We start from the raw sequence: 21,676 nt of genomic DNA on the forward strand, positions 1-21,676 counted from the left end.
GGGAGAGGGTCGGAATGTTGCGCGCAAAATCCAAGAACATGTTGATGGTCGCCGCGTCGGTGACGGCGTTGGTCAGCAGCAGTACTGCGCTCGCGCAGCAAACATCGACGACGCAGGGGGTGTTGCAAAGCGCGCCCACAGATCAGGCTGCATCGCCGTCCGCGGCTGCGGCCGATCAGGCGAGCGAAACGCAAACCCCGACCACCCCGACGAGTGATGCCGCCGCAGAAAGCGAGGACATCGTCGTTACCGGCATTCGCGGCGCGCAGCGGCGTGCGGTCAACCTGAAGCGCGATGCCGCGTCGGTCACCGATTCGATCTCCGCCGAAGACATCGGCAAGCTGCCCGACGTGACCATCTCGGATTCGCTCCAGCGTATCCCTGGCGTGCAGATCCGCCGCGACGCGGGTGAGGGGGCCGCAATCAACATTCGCGGCCTGCCACAGGTGACGACGCTGCTCAACGGCGAGGCCTATCTCGGCGCGCAATCGATCACGACGATCCAACCGAATTTCAACGACATCCCGTCGCAGCTGTTCGCCGGCGCCGACGTCATCAAGTCGAGCACGGCGGACCTGCTCAACGCGGGCATCACCGGCACCGTCAACCTGCGTACGCGCCGTCCGTTCGACCTGAAGAAGGGCTTCACCTTCGCGGCTGCCGCCGAGGGCGCGTACGGCGACAAGACCAAGGAATTCGATCCAAACCTGAACGGCTTGTTCGGCTTCCGTGGTGAGAAGGTCGGCTTCCTCGTGTCCGGGGCCTATTCGAACCTGCATCTGTCGAACTCGCACAACGGCATCCAGGAAGGCTATGGCGCAGCGCTCCACAACGAGCAGTTCAACACCGCCGCCAACCCGACTGGCGACGTCAACCTGAGCAGCGGCTTTTCGCCCGCCAATCGTCCCAAGGGCACGATCGTCGGTACCGGCCGCGACGTGAACGGCGATGGTGACTCGAACGACGCGTTCATCGTCCCACAGGGTTTCACCGCCTGGGACAAGGTGAACCAGCGCGAGCGGATCGGTATCAATGCCTCGGCGCAGTGGGAGATCAGCGATGCGCTGACCTTGAACGCCGACGCGTTCTTCACCCGCCAGAACGAGAATGACCGGACTGCCGGCATCCAGATGCAGAACGTCAACTGGCAGGCGGCCGAATTCGTCCCGGGGCAGTCGCGTAACACGGGTTCGGTTGTTTCGCTCAGCAATGGCGGCGTGACTCGCGACTATGACCTGAACACCACACAAGTCTATAATTACGATCTCGGCAACTTCGACTCGTACGCGCAGAATGATCGCTTCAAGTCGCAGTCGCAGAACTACAATGTCGAACTCAAGTACGACAATGGCGGTCGCTTCATGGCAAGCCTGCGCGGTATCTACGGCAAGGCCTATTCGAACTACGACCAGAGCTATCTGCAGTTCAGCCCGTCCAACGGCGCGCAGTGGCAGCCGGGCGGGATCGGTCATTATCCGACGGGAGACGTCGCGTTCAATCCCGGCGGCTATGTCGTCAACACCTTGGCGGGCGCGGCGTCGCTACCAGCGACGGTCGATTTCACCGGCAACCAGCCCGTGTTCACGCTGCCATCGCAGCTGACGAACGCGCTCGGCAATATCGACAGCTACACGATGAAGACGACCTCGTCGGAGGGCAATTACCGGCGCAAGGGCGACCTCAAGCTGATCCGCGGTGACGTCTCCTACGAGGCGAACGACAATGTCAGCCTGGCCCTGGGTGGCCGGTATAGCGAGCGCACGGTCGACGATTTCGAATTCGATCGCGCGGCACCGCTCTATGCCGGGCAGGCGTCGCAGGCGGGTGGCTGCCTGGTCAAATGGAAGGCATTCGACGTCCCCCTGAACGATGCCTCGTGCCGTGCCGGTACGGGCACGTTCGGGACCGCCAGCTTCGCTCCCTACACCGCAGGGCAGGTCCGCAAGGCGAGCGATCCGATCTTCAACGGGCAGGTCAAGCAGTACAACCTGCCGGGCGCTGGCCTGCCGCCGATCTACGTGCTGGATCCCAAGGTGATGGACAACGCGCTGGCGTTCCAGAACAGCTTTTATCCCGGCAACGTGGAAGTGCAGAACCCCGGCGCGTCGTTCAACGTCGGCGTGAAGCAGATTTCGGGCTACGCGCAGCTCAACGTCAAGGGCGACGTGTTCGGCATCCCGGTGTCGGGCAATGCGGGCCTCAAGGTCATCAACACCAAGCTCGACATCACGCAGTTCGTCACCGGTTCGCCACAGCCCTATGGCCTGGCCAATCTGAGCAACGGCACCGTCGAGACCAAGCGCAGCTTCACCGACTTCCTGCCCGCCTTCAATCTCGCGTTCAACCTTGCCGAGAATGTGAAGCTGCGGCTTGCCTATTCGAAGACGATGACGTTGCTCGACCTCAACCAATGGGGCGGTGGCCTGAACCCGACCTATGCGATCGACACGAGCAACCCCGGTTCGCCCGTGTTCCGCGTCACCGGCGGCAGTTCCAACGGCAACCCGCAGCTCGATCCGTGGCGCGCCACCAACGTCGAGGGATCGCTCGAATATTATATCGGCGCAAGCAGCCTGATCAGCGTCGGTGCCTTCTACATCGACGTTGCGAGCTTCATCCAGTCGGGCAACATCGTCCGCACCGACCTGCCCGACAATGACGGCGTCGTCCGCAACCGGACGGTCTCGATCAGCACGCCGGTGCAGGGCGATGGCGGGACGCTGAAGGGCGTCGAGGCAGGCTGGAAACAGTCGTTCAGCGACCTCGGCTTCATGCCGTCGATCCTGACCAACTTCGGTATCGACGCGAACATCACCTATTCGCCGTCCGACTCCGGCGCGGTCGATCTGAAGGGCGATGCGATCCCGTTCCAGGATAATTCGAAGATCCAGACCAATCTGGCGGGCTTCTACCAGGACGATCATTTCCAGGCGCGTGTCGCGTGGAATTATCGCTCCAAGCGCGCGGTGCAGCAGAATTTCGGCGGTATCCAGGGTCTCGAACTCTATCAGCAACCAACCAACTATGTTGACGCGTCGATCAGCTACGACTTCACGCCGAACCTGACGCTGTATGCGCAAGGGTCGAACCTGACCGGAGAATACGAGAAATACTATCTGACCTTCCCGGACGAGAAGGCCTACAACAACATTTACGAGCGTCGGTTCATGGCGGGCGCGCGCTTCAAGTTCTGAGGCATAATGTGTGACGCAGATGCCCGCCAGCTTTCATCGGGGTGGCGGGCACCTGTACGCCGGACAGCGTTGACGGGGAGTTGGTCATGACGGGCAGAACACCGGGTCCGGCATCCGCTCGCGGGCCGCTGCGCTCGATCGTCATCGTCGGGGGCGGCACGGCGGGATGGATGGCGGCAACGTTGCTCGCGCGCCGGCTCGAGCGACAGCCTGTCAAGATCACGGTCATCGACTCCAGCGCGATCGGCACGGTCGGCGTCGGCGAGGCGACCGTGCCGGGCATCCGCGATTTCTTCCGCGAAATCGGCGTCACCGAGCAGGAGGTGATGGCGGCGACGCAGGGCACGGTCAAACTCGGCATCGAGTTCGTCGACTGGAAGCGCGAAGGCGAGCGCTTCTTCCACCCGTTCGGCCTGTACGGCATGCGATCGCGCGGCGTGGCGTTCCATCATTACTGGCGCAAGATGAACGCTGCCGGTCACGCTTCGCCGCTGGCCGATTTCTGTCTCGCGACCGCGCTGGCGGAGCGCAACCTGTTCATGCCGCCGACCGACCGGCCGGTTCATGATCTGCTGTTTTTCGACTGGGCGGTGCACTTCGATGCCGGGCTATTCGCACGGTTCCTGGCGCAGAAGGCGATCGCATGGGGCGTCGAACACATCGATGCCACTATCACCGATGTGCGCGTCGACGGTCGCACGGGGTTCATCAGCGGGGTGGACACCAGTTGCGGCAAGGCGATCGACGGCGATCTATTCATCGACTGCTCGGGGTTCCGGTCGCTGCTGCTCGGCGGCGCCCTGGGCGTGCCGTATGAAGACTGGACGAACCTGCTGCCGTGCGACCGGGCAGTGGCGATGCCATGCACGCGATCGGGGCCGCTGACCCCGTATACACGCAGCACCGCGCTCGAAGCCGGTTGGCAGTGGCGCATCCCGCTCCAGCACCGCGTCGGCAACGGGTATGTCTATTCGAGCCGTCACATCTCTGACGACGAGGCGGTCGCTACGCTGAAGGGGAGGCTCGAGGGCGAAGCGCTAGGCGAGCCAAACATGATCCGCTTTCGCACTGGGCGGCGTACGGCCTTCTGGCAGGGGAACTGTGTCGCACTTGGTCTCGCCGCGGGCTTCATGGAACCGCTCGAATCGACCAGCATCACGCTGATACAGACGGGTATCGAGAAGCTTCTCGCCTTGCTGCCCGATCGCGGGTTTGATCCCGCGCTGGCGGAGGAATATAATCGCACGACCGGACTGGAATATGAGCGGATCCGCGATTTCCTGCTGCTCCATTATTTTGCCAATGTCAGGCGTGGAGAGCCGATGTGGGATCGCTGCCGCGACACGGCGCTCCCCGACGCGCTGGCGCACAAGCTCCGGTTGTTCAAGGCGCGCGGCCATCTGGTCCGGTATGAGTGGGAATCGTTCCAGGATCCGAGCTGGCTGTCGATGTATGCAGGCTTCGGGATCGACGCCGCCGCGCATGATCCCGGTGCCGACCATTTCTCGATTCCGGACCTTGAGTCGGCATTTGCCCGGATGAAGGAGTCGATTGCACAGGCAGTTGCGCTCGCGCAGCCGCACGACGCGTTCCTCGGCCTGGCTGCGCGCAGTCCGGGGCTCGCGCAGCCTGCCGAGCCGGGCGGCCCTCCTGATCGCCTGATGATGCCGGCGCGTTAAGGAGTGTCGCGCAGCGTGCAGATTGGCCCGCGCAGGTCTCGCCGCGCAGCCGGGCCGGTCTGTTCGAACGCCATGTAAGCGCGCGTGTCGGCCGAATAGCGCGCCCATAGGGGCAACCCGGCGCTGTTGGGATTGCCGGTTCTGACGAAGTTGACCCAATAGCGTTGCAGTGGCGGCTGGCCGGGTTGCGGCGGGTTGAACACATAGCCGATCTCGCTTGCATGGCTGACCGTGCCGCCAGCCGGCGCGTAGTCGAACTGATACTGCCACACCGGTACGCCTGCGCGTGCGAATGCCCTGGAGACGGCGATCGTCGGACAGCGAAAGGTCACGTCATCGGCGATCTGCGTGGTGACGTCACCCAGGCGCAGATCATCGACCGGCGTGCCGCCTCGCTGGAGACCGTAGAGATCGAGCGCCCGGTCGGCGCCCGCACCGAATTCGCGTCGAACCGTCGCCTCCGCCGCAGCGCGACCGCCATGCAGGGGCAGTTCCTTTGCGTTGACGCCGATGACGAGCGGCGTGCGTGCGAACCGGCCGCTCGCCAGCAGCTTGGCGGGCGTATCGGTCAGGACGCGACCGTCGATTATCGCCTGCAACCAGATGAAGCTGTCATCGTCCAGATCGGGAACATCGACTGCGTCTTGCGCCTCCAGGATTTTGGCGACGGACAGGTTGCGGAGCTGGGCGGTCGGGGCCGTATCCGGCAGTCCGGCGGCCCTTATGAGACGTTCACCCAGGCGTTCGTTCTGCACTAGCGTGCGCGGAGCGACACCGAAGCCGGGCGTTCCGCTTTCCTGGATCGCCTGCGCGAACAACCCGCGCGAAGCCGGGGCCAGCTGGTGAAGTGCGACGTCCTGCGCGCCGGCGGATTCCCCCGCAATCGTGACGCGCTTTGGATCGCCCCCGAAGCGCGCTATGTTGCGCTGGACCCATGCGAGCGCCGCCTGCTGGTCCATCAGCGCGTAATTGCCCGAATGCCCGCCCTGTTCACGGCTGAGGGCGGGATGCGACAGGAAGCCGAGCGCGCCGAGGCGGTACTGGATGCTGACCAGCACGATGCCTGCTTCGGTGATCCGCGATTCGACGGTGCCGCCGCCGGCGCCCGCGCGATTGCCACCGCCGTGGATCCATACCAGCACCGGCAGCGCCGCGGTCGCGCTCGACGTCGGCGTGCGTACGTCGAGGAACAGGCAATCCTCCGAGCTATGGATCGCCGCGTCCCGGTTCCAGTCGCCATAGACGGGTTGCGGACAGGCCGCATGGGGCGCGATTGCCTCGACAGGTTCAGTCCAACGCGTCGGCCGTTCGGGCGCGCGCCACCGCAGCGGTCCGGTCGGCGGTTTGGCGAAGCGGATGCCGCGGAACACCGCACCGCCGTTCGCAAGCGCCTCGCCGCGGACCGGACCATCGTCGACGCGCACCAACGGGCCGGCGGTGACGGCGGCGAGCGCCAGCGCGAGGACGATCACCGCGCGAGCGCCTTCGGGGCAGGCTTGGCGAGCGAGGCGCGGATCGCCGCTTCGGCAACCGGTCCCATGACGGCATATCCCGCCTTGTTCGGATGGACGCCGTCATAGGTCAGGCTCGCACGGAACCCCTTGCCGTCGTGTAGCGCCGTCCAGTAATCGGCATAGGTAGCGCCGGTCTGCGCAGCATATCCCTTCAACCAGCTATTCATCGCCACGATCTTGTCGGCGGTTTCCAGGCCGGGCCGCCACGGAAAATTCGCGGCGGGCGGGATCGAGGCGAGGATCACGCGGATCCCGTGCGCGCGCGCAAGTTCCGCCATCGTCATGATATTGGCCTTCGACTGGTCAAGCGTCATCGGCCCGGTATTACCGGCAATGTCGTTGGTGCCGGCCATGATCTGTACGACTGCGGGTTTCAGATCGATCACGTCCTGGCGAAAGCGCAACACCATCTGCGGCGTGGTCTGCCCACCGATCCCGCGTCCGATGCGGTTGTTGTCGGTAAAGAAGGTAGGGGCCATGTCGAACCAGCCCTGTGTGATTGAATCGCCGATGAAGACGACGCGTGGGCCCGCAATGCCGGCCGGCAACGCCGTATTGGCCTCCGTGTAGCGGCCGAGCCATGCCCAATCGGTATGCAACCGCTCCTCCGCTTGGCGCGCGGCGCTGGCCTTCACATCATCCGTCTTCGCGATTGTCGGTGCGGCCACTGCTGCCAGAGACAAGCTGAGTAAGATCGTTTTCATATTGCGCTCCGGAATTCTCGCAGCGCTATCGCATAATGAGACGGCAAAGCTAAATTTTGTGCGACCTGCCAACGATGGGTTGTGATGCCTTATCTCACGCTGATCCAGGGCAGCGTGGGTTTCGCAGAGCGTGGGGCCACGACGCTCTCCAATTTGTTGCCTGCAATCTGGCAGCACGCTTGGGGCGGCGGTGCTGGTCACTGAGCTCAATGCCAGCCTAGCACGCTGACCCGCTGGGCCGCTGCGACAGATTCAGTAGATACTCGTGGGGCAGGGGTCGGCGGCAAACACGGTGGCGAAGTGGGTAGGGCTAGCGCGCGGCCTGCACCTGACGTTCTGGGGCGTCCTGATAAACGTAGGCGTCACGCTCGCGCTCTCCGTGTTCGTGCCGCAAGCGACCAAGGAGCACAGCGTGCCAACCTAAACCGATGTCTGTTTGCGGGCCGCAGAAGGAGCGGCTTGAAAGTCTGCCCGTGGGTCGCCGCAGCCGCAGCTGCTGAATATGACGTTGTTGAGCTGACTTCCGATACTGGAATGGGCAAAATATGCGAATTAAGCCCTAGCTTCAATCGCCGCCAAGATTGCGGATCCTGTACGGTCCTGAGCGCTTTGCAAGCGGCTGTCCCTTCCAGCTGAGCTGTACCAGCCCGTTGCTCACTAGCTCGTCTATCGCTTCATGGACTGCAGGCATTGCGCTGCGCCAATCCTGTGCCATTGAACGGGCCACCTCGCTTGGGCATATCGTCGCCCCGGGTGCGCGGCGCTCGAGCAGGGAAAGAGTGGCTGCCTTCGGATCCGTCATCCAGACTGCGTCGACCGCGCACTCCGGCTGGTCAAGGTGCTATTGGCATTCGGCGCCTTCCTCGGGCAGCTTATCCGTGCGGAACGTGGCAGGATGGGCGTGGGAAGCTTGCGGCAAGCTGAAATACCTCTGGTCGACGGATTCGACGAAGAACCGGATATTCCCGACTGCGAGCGCCTATGTAATCTCGGGTCCGTTCTGGGACGACCTCCGCGCGGTAGCGGCAGCGATGGGTGAGTGGAGATTCTATCGCAACAAGCGGGTGGGACCCCGGAGCGAGCTTCGCCCAGATCTCCGCCTACGGGTACAGGCTGGGTTAGTCGTCTCGGCGCCAGTCCGGCGATCGTTCGCCGTCAAGAAGGACATCTCGGCGCAAGTGCGCGGCCGGTTCCAGCGGAACTGGTCGGACCGGGCCGACAAGGAGCATTCTTGCCTATACTTTGGGCCGAGCATCACTTTCGGGACGAGGTTCTAGCCGATCGGATGCAGCCGGCATGGTCGACGAGGGCCCCATTGGAACGCCTGCTCGGCTAGCCTGTCGCGGCGGGCGCGTCGGCTAGAATACGAAGCTAAACGAACGTCGCCTCTTCGGGCGAAGGTAGGACGGTCTGAGCGTCGCCTTATGGGTCTTTGCGGATTCGGTGGGAAGGCGTCGCCGAGCTCGGCGTCTACCGGATCAATATCTTGTTCGGGCGCTCCAAGGATTGGCGGCGTATCGGCACCCGCTACGACCAGTAACCGACGGACTTGCTCTCCGCCGTCGCTCTCGCGGACACCGTCATTTTGGCTATGATCAACGTATCATAACCTTAATGGCGCATCGCACCGATCAGAGCGAACAAGCGCCGTTGTTTGGGTCAGAAAATCAGACCCACAATGTCGCGTTGCCCTTCTGATGCGGTCTCGCCATTATAGCAAGGACCGGGGGAGAGTGACGTGCGCAAAAGCATCTCGAGAGCGTGTGGTTTGGTGATGCTGCTCGGGTCGATTTCGGCAGCCGCTCAGCAATTGCCGCCCCCTGCTGATTCCCCGACCGCCGGAACGGCGCAAGGCGACGTGTCGGTCACCATCTACACCAACGACGTCGCCCTGGTGCAGGACATCCGTCCGCTGAACCTGGCGAGCGGGCGGGTTCGCCAGAATTTCCCCGACGTGAGCGCAGCGATCCGACCGGAAACGGTGTCGCTGACCGTGCCCGATGCCGCGATCGTCGAGCAGAATTTCGACTATGATCTGCTCAGCCCGTCGAGCCTGATGGAGAAAGCGATCGGCGAGACCATCACGCTGGTGCGGACCAATCCGGCCACCGGCGCGGAAACCCGCGATCGCGCGAAAGTGCTGGCGGTGAACGGCGGCGTGGTCATCGAAGTGAACGGTCATGTCGAGGTACTGCGCGACGACGGCCTGCCGGTGCGCGCGGTGTTCGACCGGGTGCCCGACGCGCTGCGGGCGCGCCCGACGCTGTCGGTGACACTGACCAGCACGCGCGGAGGAACCCGCCCGGCGACGCTGTCCTACCTGAGCCGCGGGCTCGGCTGGAGCGCCGATTATGTCGCGCTGTTCGACGACAAGAGCGGCACGGTCGATATCCAGGGCTGGGTAACGCTGAAGAATAGCAGCGGGACGACGTTCGCCAACGCCAAAACGCTGCTGGTCGCCGGCGAGGTCGGCAGCGCCGACGATGACGGCAGCGGCGGCTATGCGCCGCGTCCGCGCCGCCGAACGACGACACGCCCCGGCACCGAGAGCGCCGCGCGCGAGCAGCTCGGCGACTTCTACCTCTATCCGCTGGCCGAACGCACCACGATCGCCGACAAGCAAACCAAGCAGGTCAGCTTCCTCGATGCCAAGGGCGTGGCGGCGGGCGCCGGCTATCGGTTCGAGAATGGCTGGCTCGGCAGTTCGGACGAACCACGCAGCGCGCACTCGGTGCTGCGGTTCAGTAACTCGGGTGCAGCAGGCTTGGGCGATGCGCTGCCGGCGGGGGTGGTCCGGGTCTATGTCCGCGATGCACGCGGGCAGCCGCAGTTCACCGGCGAAAACCGGATCGAGCATACCCCGCAAGGGTCGACCATCGCGCTTCCCACCGGCGACGCGTTCGACGTGAAGGTGCAGCCCGTCACCGTGTCGCGCACGCGGCAGGGCGACAGCCGCTGGCGCACGGCGATGCAGTACAAGCTGACTAACGCCCGCGCCCGTCCTGTCACGGTCGAGCTCATCCAGGGCGGGCTCGACTGGGGCGACGTCCGGGTCGTGGAGGACAGCGCAAAGGGTGAACGTCGCACCGCCGGCACGCTGGCGTGGCAGGTATCCGTGCCGGCCAATGGCAGCACCACGGTGACGGCGACCTTCGACACGCGCTACTGATGCGCCATCTGCTGCTCCTGGCGGTCGCGCTGCTGGCGGGCAAGGCGGAGGCGCAGACGACCGTCACCTCGTCCGCGCCGGACCGCGTCTCGCTCACGGTGTACCGGGCACCTTATGGCCGCGGGGCGATGACCCTCCAGTATCTCGGTGGCTTTGCATTGGTAACGGAGACGCGTCACGTCCGGCTGCCGCGCGGACCGGCGGTTCTGCGGTTCGAGGGCGTGGCGCAAGGGATCGTGCCGGTCAGCGCAGTCATCGACGGCCTGCCCGGCGGCACGATCGAGAAGAATCGCGACGCCCGCCTGTTGTCGCCGGCCTCGCTTGTCGACGGTACGCTGGGTCGTGACGTGACGCTGACCCGAACGGACAGGGCGACCGGACGACCGACCAGCGAGCCCGCGACCATTGTCGCCGGCCCGGCACCGGGCGTCATCCTCCGCACGGCGACGGGGATCGAGGCTTTACGCTGTTCGGGTCTCGCGGAGCGGCTGGCGTTCGCCAGCGTCCCAGGCGGCCTGTCGAGCAAGCCGGTGCTGAGCGTAACGACCATCAGCCCGGCGGCGCGCACGGTCACGGTGCGTCTGTCCTATCTCGCGTCCGGGTTCGACTGGCGGGCGAGCTACGTCGCTGCGCTCGCCGCCAACGGGCGAACGGTCGACCTGTTTGCCTGGCTGACCCTCGCCAACAGCAACCCGGAAGTGTTCCCGAAGGCCGAGGTGCAGGCCGTCGCGGGCCGGCTCAACCGGGTGGCGTTGCCCGCGGTTCCGGCGGCGGCGGGCGGGCTGCGGCTGGTCTGCTATCCGCTCGGCACGACGACGTCGGATCTGCCCGAAACGGAGTTTGAGCCTGCCGACGAGATAGTGGTGACGGCGTCGCGCGCGATGGCGCCCCCCCCGCCGCCGATGATGGCGCCCCCGGCACCACCCCCGCCGCCGCCCCCTCCCGAAGATCTTGGCGATCTCAAGCTTTATCGCATACCGACGCCCACGACCGTCGCCGCACGCGCGCAAAAGCAAGTTGCTTTGCTCTTTCAAAAGGGCGTGCCGGTCGATCGTCGCTACCGACGCGCGGTGTATCCCGGCCAGCAGCTCGACGGCGTGCCGACGTCGATCGTGCTCGTGATGAAGAACGATACACCTGGCGGCCTGGGCGTGCCGATGCCAGCCGGCAGCACCGCACTCTACGCCGAGCGGGCTGGCGGACGCCTGCTGCTGGGATTGGGCGCGGTCACCGACCGCACGGTTGGCGAGACGGTGCGCCTAGCGGCAGGTATCAGCAGCCAGGTTATGTTGACCCAGGCTATCGTTGCGTCGCGCGTGCCGGTGGCGGCTCCGGGGGAAGCATTGTCGCGAGAGGTCGTGCTGACGGCGACTAACGCCAACCCTTTTCCGGCGACGCTCGACGTCCCGATCGGGGCGGCGGGCCAGGCGATCGAGGCCGATGACAAGGCGCTCAACCGAACCGACGGGATCCTCACCTGGTCGCCGACCCTGCCGCCGGGCGGTCGCGCCATTTTGCGTTACCGTTACTGACCGGCCCGCTTCGACCTCCCAGGTCGGGCGATACCGCATTCGCCTGATTTCAAGATCTAAATAGGGTCAGGAAGCGTGTACTGGTGGCAGCTACAATGCCTCGCCGTCCCCGCCAGTTGCGGCACATGAATGGATGACAGGTTTCGGCGAGCGGAAGGGGCGTTCGGAACGTCGCCTTTTGGGTCGTGACCGTCGAGACAGCCATCGACCAGTTCAAGCCATCGCTGCGTTAGCCGGCGAACGGCTGCTCCCGACAGATCCTTCCGTTCGCGTGGCACAAACCGGACAGGCAGCAACGGGCCCGAATTGGCCGCTCGCGACGCTCTCGATCGTTCCTGCATGCGGTCGTCCGTGCAAATCGGTTGGCGCCACCGATGGGTAAGCTGGAGCGAACAGCGCCCGGTCGACCGTGATGCAGTGGTAGTCCAGTTGGTTCTACCGCAGGAAAATCCTCCTGGGCTGGCGTTGGCCCGGCGGGCATCCATGCCGCCGAATTGTAATGCGAAGCCGTCGCCTGCTAGAATCGAAAGCCCAGCGTTGCCATAACGTTGCGCGGTGCGGCCATGAAGCAGTCCCCACGCGCGAGGCAGGAGGCGAAACCACGGTTGTCCAGCAGGTTGGTCGCGTTGATGGCCAGGCGCCATTTGTCCCAGCTGATCTCCGCCAGCGCATCGACCGTCGTCCGCGACGGGGTGACGATCGTGTACAGCGTGCCGGGCGCGATCCTGGGGTTGAGACCATAGGGGTCGAGCAGCCCGGTCGACTTGCTCTTGCCGCTATACACCACGCCCGCACCGAACCTTAGCTGCGGCCCGCTGGTGTCACCGAAGGTCTTGGTCGACCAGACCGACGCGGTGTGGCGCGGCATATAGTCGAGACTGGTGTTAACGTCGGAATCGAGCTGGCTGTAGCCATAGTTCAGCAGCAGCTCGAAATTGCCCGGCAGCACGCGGCTCGCCTCGAACTCGATGCCCTTGGTGGATAATTCGCCGGATTGGGTCGTCACGTTGTTGGCCAGATAGAGGACGCGGTTGCGCTCCTTGATCTTGAAACCGGTCACGGTGACCAGCGTCCGGGGATCGGGCTGCCATTTTACACCCGCCTCGTATTGCATGCCCATCTGCGGTTTGAAGGGGTCGGTCGGGACGCCGCCAGGCCCCGTCAGCCGGCCGGCGATCGGCAGGAAGCTTTCGGTGTAGCTGAAGAAGGGCGAGACGCCTGCGCCGAGCTCGCCAATGATGCCGGCGCGGAAGGTCGTGGCATTGTCCTCCTGGCCCGAGGAGTTGGTCACATGGTCGCGGCGGGCGCCAACAATCACCGACATGCGATCGAAGAAGCGGATCTGGTCCTGGACATAGACGCCGAGCTGCTTCTGCGAATCATAGGCAAACGGGCCGCTGGGGTCGTAGGTCTGCAGCGACGCATAATCGATGTCGTAGAGATCAACCGTCTCCAACGCCGTGGTCGCGAACCTCTTGCCGACCTTGTTCCAGCTATAGTCGAGGCCGGCCAGCAGCGTGTGCTCGATCTCTGCGCCGGTATTGAACTTGAGCTGGACGTTGTTGTCGGTCGAGAAGACGTTCATCCGCGCATCGCTGGCGTCTGCATACAGCCCGATGGTGCGGCCATCGGTGCCATAAACCGCGAACGGATTGGTCGGGTTGGTATAGCTGTCGGCGTAATGGGTGAAATATTCGAGGTCGCTGTCGATGTATCGTGCCTTCAGGCTGATACGAAGATTGTCCGAGAAGCGATGGACCAGCGACCCGCCACCCTGGAGCGAGCGGCCGGCATAGCGGTCCCAGCCGGCCTTGCCGACGAATGTGTAGGGATCGAGCTGCCCGCCCGGATTGCCGGGATTGGGCGCGAAAGTGCCGACGATCGGCAGGAACTGCGAGGTCGAGCCGGTGTCGTCCTTCTGGTACAGGCCGGTCAGGATCAGATCGGTATCCGCCGTCGGCTGCCAGCGGATCGACGGTGCGAACATCACGCGGTCGTCGGGAACATGATCGATGAAGGTGTCGGAATCGCGCACGCGTCCGACCGCACGGATCGCCAGCGTGTCACTGAGCGCCAGGTTGATATCCCCTAGCGCCTCCTTGCGGTCATAGCTGCCATAAACGAGGTTCAGCTCGCCGCTGGTGCGGAACTCGGGCGTCTTGGAGACGAGGTTGATGAGACCGCCGATCGAGCCCTGGCCGAACAGCACCGATGCCGGGCCACGTACGATCTCGACCCGCGAGAAATTATACGGGTCCGAGGGGATGCTGGCATAATAGGAGAAAATGTCTCGCATGCCGTCGCGGAACTGCAGCGCGCTGATGCCGCGGACGTTGAAGCCATCGACTCGCGTATCGCGGCCATAGGGATTGGCGAGGACGCCGGCGGCGTACTTCACGGTGTCGCTGATGTTGATCGCGCCCTGCGACAGATACTGGTCGGCCGGGATGATGGTGAGCGGCTGCGGTAGCTCGATCAGCGGGGTTTCGGTCTTTGTGCCGGCGATGGTGCCGGTCACCACGATGTCGTTTTCCGGTGCGGGCGGCTCCGCATTCTGAGCCCAGGCCGCAGAACTGGCCAGCATGCTCGCCACCCCGGCCGCAACGATCAACTTCCCCATATTCCGCCCCTTCGTCTCACTGCAGTCCGATTGTGGGCGCTCTTATATATTTGCGAAAGATTATCAATAGCATTAAGAGTGCCTTGCATGACGCGCACGTACCCAATCTAGTCTCGTCGTCGATGGGCGCGAATTCTGCTGGCCGGGCCAGGCGCGTTCGAGGTGACACTGATGTCGCTTGCCGGCATGCCGCCGCACCCGCCGCTGCGCCCGCCTTGGGGGAGGCCCAATGATCCATCTGAAGAAGGAAGAGACCAAGGCGATGGTCGCGGTGCACGGCTGGTCTGGCATCCTGCTCGGCCTACAGCTCTATGCCGTGGTGCTGACGGGCACCGTGGCGGTCTTCGCGCACGAAATCGGCGCATGGTCGGCCGGCCATCTCGCCACGCGCTCGTCGTTCCAGCAGCCGATCGACGCGACGATGCGCCGCCTGACCGCGCAGACCCCGCCGCACTATGGCGAGGCGTCAATCTGTTCGAGATCGGCGATCACGGCCTGGGCGTGTTCTTTCACCGCCACCAACCCAATGCGAAGGGCGTCCCCGCTGAGAAATGCGTCCCAGGCCAGCTTTAGTGGCCGGTCGAGCGACCGTCTGGCTAAGATTAACGGGCGTCTGAAGTTGGGAAAGCCGGGGAGGGCACTTAACGGCGACTTATGGGTCTCGCCCGACTTCCCCACGGACTAGAACGTATAAGCAAGTCCGATCGTCCCCAGCCACTGATCGCGCGATCCGGCGATCGCAACGAGCGGGCTGCGGGCGATGTCGCCTTCCATGCGTCCATAGGTGCCGCCCGCGACGACCTTAATACCGTGCAATAGGTCGCCGGTGAGCGAATAGCTGCCGATCGCGCCGAACGTCCAGTTCTTGAGGCCACCGCGGGCTGTGTAGACGGGGAGTCCACTCGCCGCGCTCTTTGCCGCGGACACGCTGTAATAGGTCTGCGCATAGCCGCGTCCGACGATGTCGGCGGAGGCGAACACGCCGATCGCGGCCTTGCGCGACAGCGGCGTGACATAAGTGATGCCGGGGCTCCAGATGCCGCTCTCGTGAATCCCGCTGACGTCGTGGCGATAGCCGAGCGTCACCGACAGCGTGTCGTAGGGGCTGGTCAGCACGCCGGTCTTGGCGAGGCCGACATAGCCGCCGAGTTCGACCGCGACGCCAAGCTTGCCGAGCGCGCGGATGCGGCGGTCGTTGATGCTGCCGAGGGCGCTACGGTTGAGATTGAGCTGTGCGATCGGTCCGGCCTGGACGTCCCAGACCGCGCCTGGCGCGTTCTTAATCAGATCGACGCTCAGCTGGTTGCCGGCCAAGGCGAAGCCATAGCCCTTGATCGTCCCGATCGCGGCGGGTGCCGGGGTGATCCGATAGTCGTTCGAGCCTTCGTAATCGGGGAGTGCGGCGACCCCGATACCGACGGTGACGGTATCGCGGTACGGATCGGCGGGTGCGTCCTGCGCATGGGCAGGTAGCGTGGTGAACGCCGCCAATGTGCTGCCGAGGATGTGCGACAAAGTTCGGATATAGGGCATGAGAAGGTCCGTGGTTAAAATGTGATCGGCGTGGCGAGCGGTCAGCCGCCGAGCGCGCGGTGGAGCTGGACGTGCGCGAGCGCGGCGGCGACGCGCTGGCGAACGACGGCCAACTCCGCGGACAAGGCCGCTTGGCGGGCGTCGAGCAGCGGCGCGGCCGCGATGTCGCCGCGGGCGTAGCGGGCCTCGACCATCGCCACCGTCCGGTTACGCGATGCGAGGTCGCGGTCGAACAGGCTGGTGCGGTCGGCGTCGGCGCGGCTCGCCGACAGCGCGTCGTCGACTTCGCGCCAGGCATTGAGGACGGTCTGGCGGTACGCGAGCGCGGCGGTGCGCTCCTCCGAGCGGCGCAGGTCGAGCTGCCGCTGCAACCGGCCGCCGGAGAAGATCGGCAGCGACAGGCTGGGGCCGATGCTCGTGCTGCGCGCGTTCCAGCCGAAATCGGCGAGGTTCAGCACGTCGATATCGAACAGGCCCGTCAGGCTGATCTTGGGATAGAAATCGGCCTGCGCGACGCCGATCTGCGCGGTCGCTGCGTGGAGCCTTGCTTCGGCTTCGACGATGTCGGGACGTGTGCGGGCAACCTCGGAGGGCACGCGCACCGCCGCCGCCGGGAGCGGGCTTTGCGCCCGCAGCGTCGTGCGATCGAACTGGGCGGTATCGGGCGTGCCACCGACCAGTATCGCCAGCGCGCGCTGGGCCGTGGCCGCCTGGTGGTCGAGCTCGACGATATCGCCGTGCAGAGCGCGTAGCTTCTCGTCGATCGCGGCGAGATCGATCGGTGTGACGAGACCGCGGGCCAGCAGCACACGCGCGATCGATGCGTTGTTCTCGGCGAGTGCGACCCCGTCCTGCGCGATGCGGCGCTCGTCCCAGAGGCCGCGCAGTTGAAAATAGGTGCGCGCCACCTCGGCCTCGACCGACAGGCGCACGCCGCGCGCGACGGCTTCGGTGGCCTCAACCGAGGCCTGCGCGGCCTCGGCCTGGCGACGATGGCCACCCCAGAGATCGATTTCCCAGCTCGCGCCGACGCCGACGCTGTAGAGATCGAAGTCGACGCCCTTGGGCGGGGTCGTCGTCGGGGTGAGGCCGAGCAGCGTCTGCGTGACCGAGGCGATCCCCGCGGTGCCGATGCGCTCGCGGTTGTACCCCGCCTGCAGTTCGAGCTGCGGCGCACCGGCGGCGCGAGCTTGGCCGCGCTCGATCCGCGCGGCGGTGATCCGCTCGATCGCCGCGGCGATATCGAGATTTGTCGAACCTGCGCGTGCCTCCAGCGCGTCGAGCACCGGATCGTCGAAGCTGCGCCACCAGCGCGCATCGGTGGTAGCCTGCACCGGGGTCGTGCCCTGCCAGACCGGCGGCAGGATTGCTGCGGGCGGTGCAAAGTTCGGGCCGACCGTACAACCCGCCAGCGCGACGGCAAGCAGCAGCAGCGCCCGCCAGAGTTTCGGATCATGCATTTTCGTGGTCCTCCTCGGGAAGGCCGGATGTGCGATCGAACGCGAGCGCGTAGAGCGCGGGGAGGGCGACCAGCGTGAGGATCGTCGCGCCGATCAGCCCGCCGATCATCACGATCGCCATCGGCCCCCAGAAGATGTTGAAGCAGAGCGGGATGAACGCGAGTACCGCCGCCAGTGCGGTCAGCACGACCGGACGCGAGCGGCCGATCGTCGCGGCTCGGATCGCCGCGTGCAGGTCCATGCCGTCTGCCTGGTTGTGCGTCACCTGATCGACCAGGATGATCGAGTTGCGCATGATCATCCCCGCCAGTGCGATCAGTCCAAGCAGCGCGACGAACCCAAACGGCGCGCCCGTCAGCACTAGCGCGACCACCGCGCCGATCACCCCGAGCGGTGCTGTCGCGAGCACCAGCAAGGTCCGGCTGATGCTCTGCAACTGGATCATCAGCAGCACGAGCATCAGCGCGAAGGTGACAGGCAGCAGCGCATAGATCGCGTCGTTCGCCTTGGCCGACAACTCGCTGTCGCCGCCATCCTCGATCCGGTATCCGGCGGGCAGCGATGTCACGATCGCGGCGACACGCGCGGCGGCGGCGTCAACGACTTCGGACGCCTGCACGTCGCCGGTCATGTCGGCCTGCACGGTCATGCAGAGCTCGCCGTTGCGCGTCCATAGGATCGGCTGCTCGGTGGTCGCGCCGATCTGCGCGACCTGGCCGAGCGGGACCGGCCCGCCCGGCGTGCTGACCGCCATATCGGCGAGCCGCCCCGGATCGGCGCGATCTGCCGCCGTGCCGCGCACGACGATGCCGATCCGCTTGGTCCCACGGAGCACGTCACCCGCCGGCTGGCCCGACATCATGGTCGCGACGTCACCCGCCAGCCCCGCGCGATCGAGCCCCAGCCGCGCGACCCGCTCGGCGTCGAGATCGAGCCGCATCGCGACCGACGGCGTCCCCCAGTCAGCCTGGACCGCAGTCGTTCCCGGCGTGCCGCGCAGCACCGCCTCCAGCCGTGCGACGATGGTCCGCAACATTTCCGGATCGGGGCCAATCACGCGGTATTGCACGGGGAAGCCTGCACTTGGCCCGAGCGACAGGCGGCGGATGTGGAGCTTGGCCTCGGGGGACGCGTGGTTCGCCAGCAGCCGAGCGATGACGCGTTCGCGCGCGTGAAGGTCGGTCGCGACCAGCACCATCGTCGTGGTCGCCGGGTCGGGCAGCGAGGGCCCGTAGGGCAGATAGAAACGTGGCGACCCTTGGCCGATATAGCTGTCGGCCTGCGCGATATCGCGGTCCTTGGCGATGCTGGCCTCGATCTGCTTCACCGCCGCCGATGTCGCGGACAACGAGGACCCCGGTCGCAGGCTGACGTCGACGATGATCTCGGGGCGGTCCGATACGGGAAAGAATTGCTGGCGAACCAGCATCGCGCCCGCGAGACTCGCTATCAACAGCGCCGCGGTCACCGCGACCACCGTCTTGCGGCGCGTCATGCACGCATCGACGACGCGGCGCAGTCGTCGGTAGACCGGCGTGTCGTATATCGCTTCAGCGTCGTGATGCGCGTGTGCCTCGGGGAGCAGCCGCACACCCAGATACGGCGTGAACACGACTGCGACGACCCAGCTGACCAGCAACGCCGAGCCGGTCACCCAGAAGATCCCGCCGGCATATTCGCTGGTGGTCGATCGCGCGAACCCGACCGGCAGGAATCCGACGATCGTCAGCAGCGTGCCGGTCAGCATTGGGAACGCGGTGTGCGTCCAAGCATGCGCGGCAGCATCGGCCCGGCTCGTGCCCTTTTCGAGCTGGACGACCATCGCCTCGACGCTGATGATCGCGTCGTCCACCAGCAGCCCGAGCGACAAGATCAGCGCGCCGAGCGAAATCCGCTCGAGCCCGATCCCGCTCGCCCCCATGAACAGCGCGACGATCGCCAGCGTTAATGGCACCGACAGCGCGACGACCACGCCGGTCCGACAGCCCAGCGTCACGAACGCGACCAGCAGGACCACCGTCAGCGCGCAGAAGAACTTGATGAGGAACGCGTTCACCGCCTCGCGAATGTTCTGGCTCTGGTCCTCGACCTGGGTCATCGCGATCCCGGCGGGCAGCGTGCGGCCGAACGTGGCAGCGACCTGTGACAATTGCTTGCCGAAGCCCAGCCCGTCGGCACCAGGCGCCATCGCGACCGCCAGCACCACCGCAGGTTTGGCAGCATGGCGGACCAGCCCGTCGGGCGGATCGGCATAGCCGTTGCTGACTGTGCCGACGTCGCCGATGCTGATCGTCCCGTTCGCGGCAGGGATGACGGTGTTTTCGACCGTATCGACGCCGTCGACCGTACCGCCGATCCGGACGGGGACTCGCACCGACCGTTCGACCACGCCAGCGGGTGCGACGCTGCTGCGCTTTGCCAGCGCCTGCACGACGGCGTCCGGCGACAGCCCCAGCGCGGCAAGCCGGCGCGAGTCGACATCGACGAACAGCCGGCGCGGTACCTCGCCGGTGATCTGCACCTTGCCCGCGCCGGGTATGCGCAGCATCGCGTCGCGCGCCTGCTCGGCCAACGCCACCAACCGCGCATTGTCCGCACCGGTCAGCGTGAAGACATAGCCGTAGACCTCGGCATAGTCGTCATCGGCGGCAACCGTCGCCCCCGCGGGAAGCCCCGGCTCGAGATCCTTCAGCTGCTTGCGGACCTGTTGCCAGATCACCTCCACGCGGTCCTTCGGCGCGCTGTCCTTCAGCGAAATGCGGATCGCGCAACGACCGTCGACGCAGTAGGTCTGGAGGAAATCGAGGTCTTCGGTCGCCCGCAGCCGGCGTTCGATGAGGTCCGCGACCTGGGCGCGCATCTGCGCCGGCGACGCACCCGGCCACGCCGCCGCGACGATCATCTCCTTCAGCGTAAAGGTCGGATCCTCGTCGCGCCCCAGCGCGCAGAATTGCGCAGCGCCGGCCGCGAACAGCAACGCCATGAGAAAGCCGACGAGCGCGGGATGACGGATCGCCCAGCGCGACAGGTTGAGGCGGTCCATCGCTTAGTTGCCGCCCGCGACTAGGCCGGCCATGACGACACGCTGCCCCTCCGACAGCGTATCGCCACCACTTGCGACGATCTGCTGGCCATCGGACAGGCCCGAGACGATCGCATCGTCGCCGCGCAGTTCGACCAGATGCACCGGCTGGCGGTGGACGCGATCGCCGCCGCCGCTGCTGGCCCCGTTGCCGGCCTTATCGCCGCCACTCGCCAGCGACCAGACGTGCGGCTGGTTGTCCCGTGCGCCGAGCGCGGTCAGCGGCACGCGGATCGTCGCCTTCGGATCGGGCATCCGCAGCGCGAGCGTCGCTGAACTGTTGAACGAGATCTGCGAGACGTCGCCGAGCACGCTGAACCGCGTGGTCCGCAACCGCAGCGCACCGCCAGCCGCCGGCCCGATCAGTCTCAGCCGCACCTCGGCGATCGTGTCAGGCGCGGACCAGAAGCTCGCGTTCGCCATCGTCCCGGTGGCAACCTGCACGCGCTCGGGCAGGAGAACCTCGATTTCGGGACCGCCCGCGGCCAGCCGGACGACGGTGCTGCCGGCCTCGACGACGGTACCCGATTCGACCGTGCGTTCGGTCACGACGCCGTCCTCTGGGGCGATCAGCACCGCGTCGGCGAGCGTCGCTCGGCTGTGGTCGAACGCCGCGCGCGCCGCATCGCGCTTCGCCGCAGCGGCGCTTGCCGTCAGCGCGCGGTCGCGGACCTCGGCGGCTGACAACGCGCCGATCCCGTCGAGGCCGGTGGCACGCCGCGCCGCTTCGCCCGCGCGGATCGCCTCGGCGGTCGCGGCGGCAAGCTCGGCGCGTGCCTGTCCGGTATCGGCGATCGCCTCGGCATGCGAGAGGCGGGCAAGGACCTGCCCGGCGCGGACGTGGTCGCCGACCTGTACGTTCAGCGCGAGCACCCGGCCGCCGGTCTTGAACCCGAGCGCGATATCGCGGCGTGGGCGCAGGACGCCGCCGAGCGTCACGGTCTGTCCGCCGGCGTGATGGATCGTGACCACGTCGACCAGCGTGGCGTCCGATCTGGGCGATACGACCGGTTCGGAGGAACAGCCGGCGCAGGCGAGGAGGGCCAGACCGGCGGTGATCAGTGTGGTCGGCAGCCCGGTCGGGGCAGTGAAAATCATCGGCATCGTCGCGTCCCGTTGTGAACGCGGTTGCCCTGCCTATCCGGGCCGATCCTGGCCTGCAGATCCTCGAAACCGACCAGTCAATTTC

General features: G+C 65.8%; 13 protein-coding genes. 5 read left to right on the forward strand and 8 right to left on the reverse strand.

The window, feature by feature from the left end:
* The first annotated feature begins 14 nt into the window (after nucleotides 1-14).
* Nucleotides 15-3,194, forward strand: coding sequence for a TonB-dependent receptor (locus tag IFT71_RS00180; RefSeq protein ID WP_244654669.1), 3,180 nt, complete (start codon nucleotides 15-17; stop codon nucleotides 3,192-3,194).
* Nucleotides 3,195-3,280: 86 nt separating this feature from the next.
* The gene (locus tag IFT71_RS00185; RefSeq protein WP_192138726.1) at nucleotides 3,281-4,873 is read left to right on the forward strand and encodes a tryptophan halogenase family protein; all 1,593 of its coding nucleotides are present in this window, start codon (nucleotides 3,281-3,283) and stop codon (nucleotides 4,871-4,873) included.
* On the opposite strand, the gene IFT71_RS00190 is transcribed toward IFT71_RS00185, so the two are convergent.
* The 3 genes from IFT71_RS00190 to IFT71_RS00200 all read right to left on the reverse strand — a co-directional run bounded on the left by IFT71_RS00190 (nucleotide 4,870) and on the right by IFT71_RS00200 (nucleotide 7,893).
* A complete protein-coding gene (locus tag IFT71_RS00190; protein ID WP_192138727.1) occupies nucleotides 4,870-6,345 on the reverse strand; it encodes a carboxylesterase family protein in 1,476 nt (491 codons plus the stop codon). The two genes, IFT71_RS00185 and IFT71_RS00190, sit on opposite strands and share 4 nt — an antisense overlap.
* Nucleotides 6,342-7,292, reverse strand: coding sequence for an SGNH/GDSL hydrolase family protein (locus tag IFT71_RS00195; protein WP_342212554.1), 951 nt, complete (start codon nucleotides 7,290-7,292; stop codon nucleotides 6,342-6,344). Before IFT71_RS00195 ends, IFT71_RS00190 begins: the two co-directional genes overlap by 4 nt.
* Before the next feature lie 364 nt (nucleotides 7,293-7,656).
* Nucleotides 7,657-7,893, reverse strand: coding sequence for a DUF3253 domain-containing protein (locus IFT71_RS00200; protein ID WP_192138728.1), 237 nt, complete (start codon nucleotides 7,891-7,893; stop codon nucleotides 7,657-7,659).
* A gap of 972 nt (nucleotides 7,894-8,865) precedes the next feature.
* On the opposite strand from IFT71_RS00200, the gene IFT71_RS00205 reads away from it, so the two are divergent.
* Nucleotides 8,866-10,260: a DUF4139 domain-containing protein gene (locus IFT71_RS00205; RefSeq protein ID WP_244654715.1), complete on the forward strand. Its 1,395-nt coding sequence runs from the start codon at nucleotides 8,866-8,868 to the stop codon at nucleotides 10,258-10,260.
* Nucleotides 10,260-11,792: a DUF4139 domain-containing protein gene (locus IFT71_RS00210; protein ID WP_192138729.1), complete on the forward strand. Its 1,533-nt coding sequence runs from the start codon at nucleotides 10,260-10,262 to the stop codon at nucleotides 11,790-11,792. Before IFT71_RS00205 ends, IFT71_RS00210 begins: the two co-directional genes overlap by 1 nt.
* Before the next feature lie 517 nt (nucleotides 11,793-12,309).
* On the opposite strand, the gene IFT71_RS00215 is transcribed toward IFT71_RS00210, so the two are convergent.
* Nucleotides 12,310-14,412, reverse strand: a complete 2,103-nt coding sequence (locus IFT71_RS00215; RefSeq protein WP_192138730.1) for a TonB-dependent siderophore receptor — start codon at nucleotides 14,410-14,412, stop codon at nucleotides 12,310-12,312.
* Nucleotides 14,413-14,641: 229 nt separating this feature from the next.
* Here IFT71_RS00215 and IFT71_RS00220 point away from each other — a divergent pair, with 229 nt between their 5' ends.
* Nucleotides 14,642-15,097 carry a PepSY domain-containing protein gene (locus IFT71_RS00220; protein ID WP_244654670.1) on the forward strand — a complete coding sequence of 152 codons (456 nt, stop codon included), beginning with the start codon at nucleotides 14,642-14,644 and terminating at the stop codon, nucleotides 15,095-15,097.
* Here the strand turns inward: IFT71_RS00220 and IFT71_RS00225 are convergent.
* Genes IFT71_RS00225 through IFT71_RS00240 form a run of 4 tightly spaced genes read right to left on the reverse strand, consistent with a single transcriptional unit; the run spans nucleotide 15,094 to nucleotide 21,591 of the window.
* The gene (locus IFT71_RS00225) at nucleotides 15,094-15,945 is read right to left on the reverse strand and encodes a MipA/OmpV family protein (protein WP_192138731.1); all 852 of its coding nucleotides are present in this window, start codon (nucleotides 15,943-15,945) and stop codon (nucleotides 15,094-15,096) included. The two genes, IFT71_RS00220 and IFT71_RS00225, sit on opposite strands and share 4 nt — an antisense overlap.
* A gap of 41 nt (nucleotides 15,946-15,986) precedes the next feature.
* Nucleotides 15,987-17,405, reverse strand: coding sequence for an efflux transporter outer membrane subunit (locus IFT71_RS00230; protein ID WP_192138732.1), 1,419 nt, complete (start codon nucleotides 17,403-17,405; stop codon nucleotides 15,987-15,989).
* Nucleotides 17,398-20,448 carry an efflux RND transporter permease subunit gene (locus IFT71_RS00235; RefSeq protein WP_192138733.1) on the reverse strand — a complete coding sequence of 1,017 codons (3,051 nt, stop codon included), beginning with the start codon at nucleotides 20,446-20,448 and terminating at the stop codon, nucleotides 17,398-17,400. The genes IFT71_RS00230 and IFT71_RS00235 overlap by 8 nt, the downstream gene beginning before the upstream one ends.
* A gap of 3 nt (nucleotides 20,449-20,451) precedes the next feature.
* The gene (locus IFT71_RS00240) at nucleotides 20,452-21,591 is read right to left on the reverse strand and encodes an efflux RND transporter periplasmic adaptor subunit (protein WP_192138734.1); all 1,140 of its coding nucleotides are present in this window, start codon (nucleotides 21,589-21,591) and stop codon (nucleotides 20,452-20,454) included.
* Between the last annotated feature and the right edge of the window lie 85 nt (nucleotides 21,592-21,676).

The sequence above is a fragment of the Sphingomonas sp. CFBP 13733 genome, assembly GCF_014841795.1.
Taxonomy (GTDB): domain Bacteria; phylum Pseudomonadota; class Alphaproteobacteria; order Sphingomonadales; family Sphingomonadaceae; genus Sphingomonas; species Sphingomonas aerolata.

What these genes read in the sequence shown, in the direction of transcription:
- IFT71_RS00180 (WP_244654669.1), top strand. Translation starts at nt 15, where the DNA reads ATGTTGCGCGCAAAATCCAAGAACATGTTGATGGTCGCCGCGTCGGTG.
- IFT71_RS00185 (WP_192138726.1), top strand. Translation starts at nt 3,281, where the DNA reads ATGACGGGCAGAACACCGGGTCCGGCATCCGCTCGCGGGCCGCTGCGC.
- IFT71_RS00200 (WP_192138728.1), bottom strand. Translation starts at nt 7,893, where the DNA reads ATGACGGATCCGAAGGCAGCCACTCTTTCCCTGCTCGAGCGCCGCGCA.
- IFT71_RS00205 (WP_244654715.1), top strand. Translation starts at nt 8,866, where the DNA reads ATGCTGCTCGGGTCGATTTCGGCAGCCGCTCAGCAATTGCCGCCCCCT.
- IFT71_RS00210 (WP_192138729.1), top strand. Translation starts at nt 10,260, where the DNA reads ATGCGCCATCTGCTGCTCCTGGCGGTCGCGCTGCTGGCGGGCAAGGCG.
- IFT71_RS00215 (WP_192138730.1), bottom strand. Translation starts at nt 14,412, where the DNA reads ATGGGGAAGTTGATCGTTGCGGCCGGGGTGGCGAGCATGCTGGCCAGT.
- IFT71_RS00220 (WP_244654670.1), top strand. Translation starts at nt 14,642, where the DNA reads ATGATCCATCTGAAGAAGGAAGAGACCAAGGCGATGGTCGCGGTGCAC.
- IFT71_RS00225 (WP_192138731.1), bottom strand. Translation starts at nt 15,945, where the DNA reads ATGCCCTATATCCGAACTTTGTCGCACATCCTCGGCAGCACATTGGCG.
- IFT71_RS00230 (WP_192138732.1), bottom strand. Translation starts at nt 17,405, where the DNA reads ATGCATGATCCGAAACTCTGGCGGGCGCTGCTGCTGCTTGCCGTCGCG.
- IFT71_RS00235 (WP_192138733.1), bottom strand. Translation starts at nt 20,448, where the DNA reads ATGGACCGCCTCAACCTGTCGCGCTGGGCGATCCGTCATCCCGCGCTC.
- IFT71_RS00240 (WP_192138734.1), bottom strand. Translation starts at nt 21,591, where the DNA reads ATGCCGATGATTTTCACTGCCCCGACCGGGCTGCCGACCACACTGATC.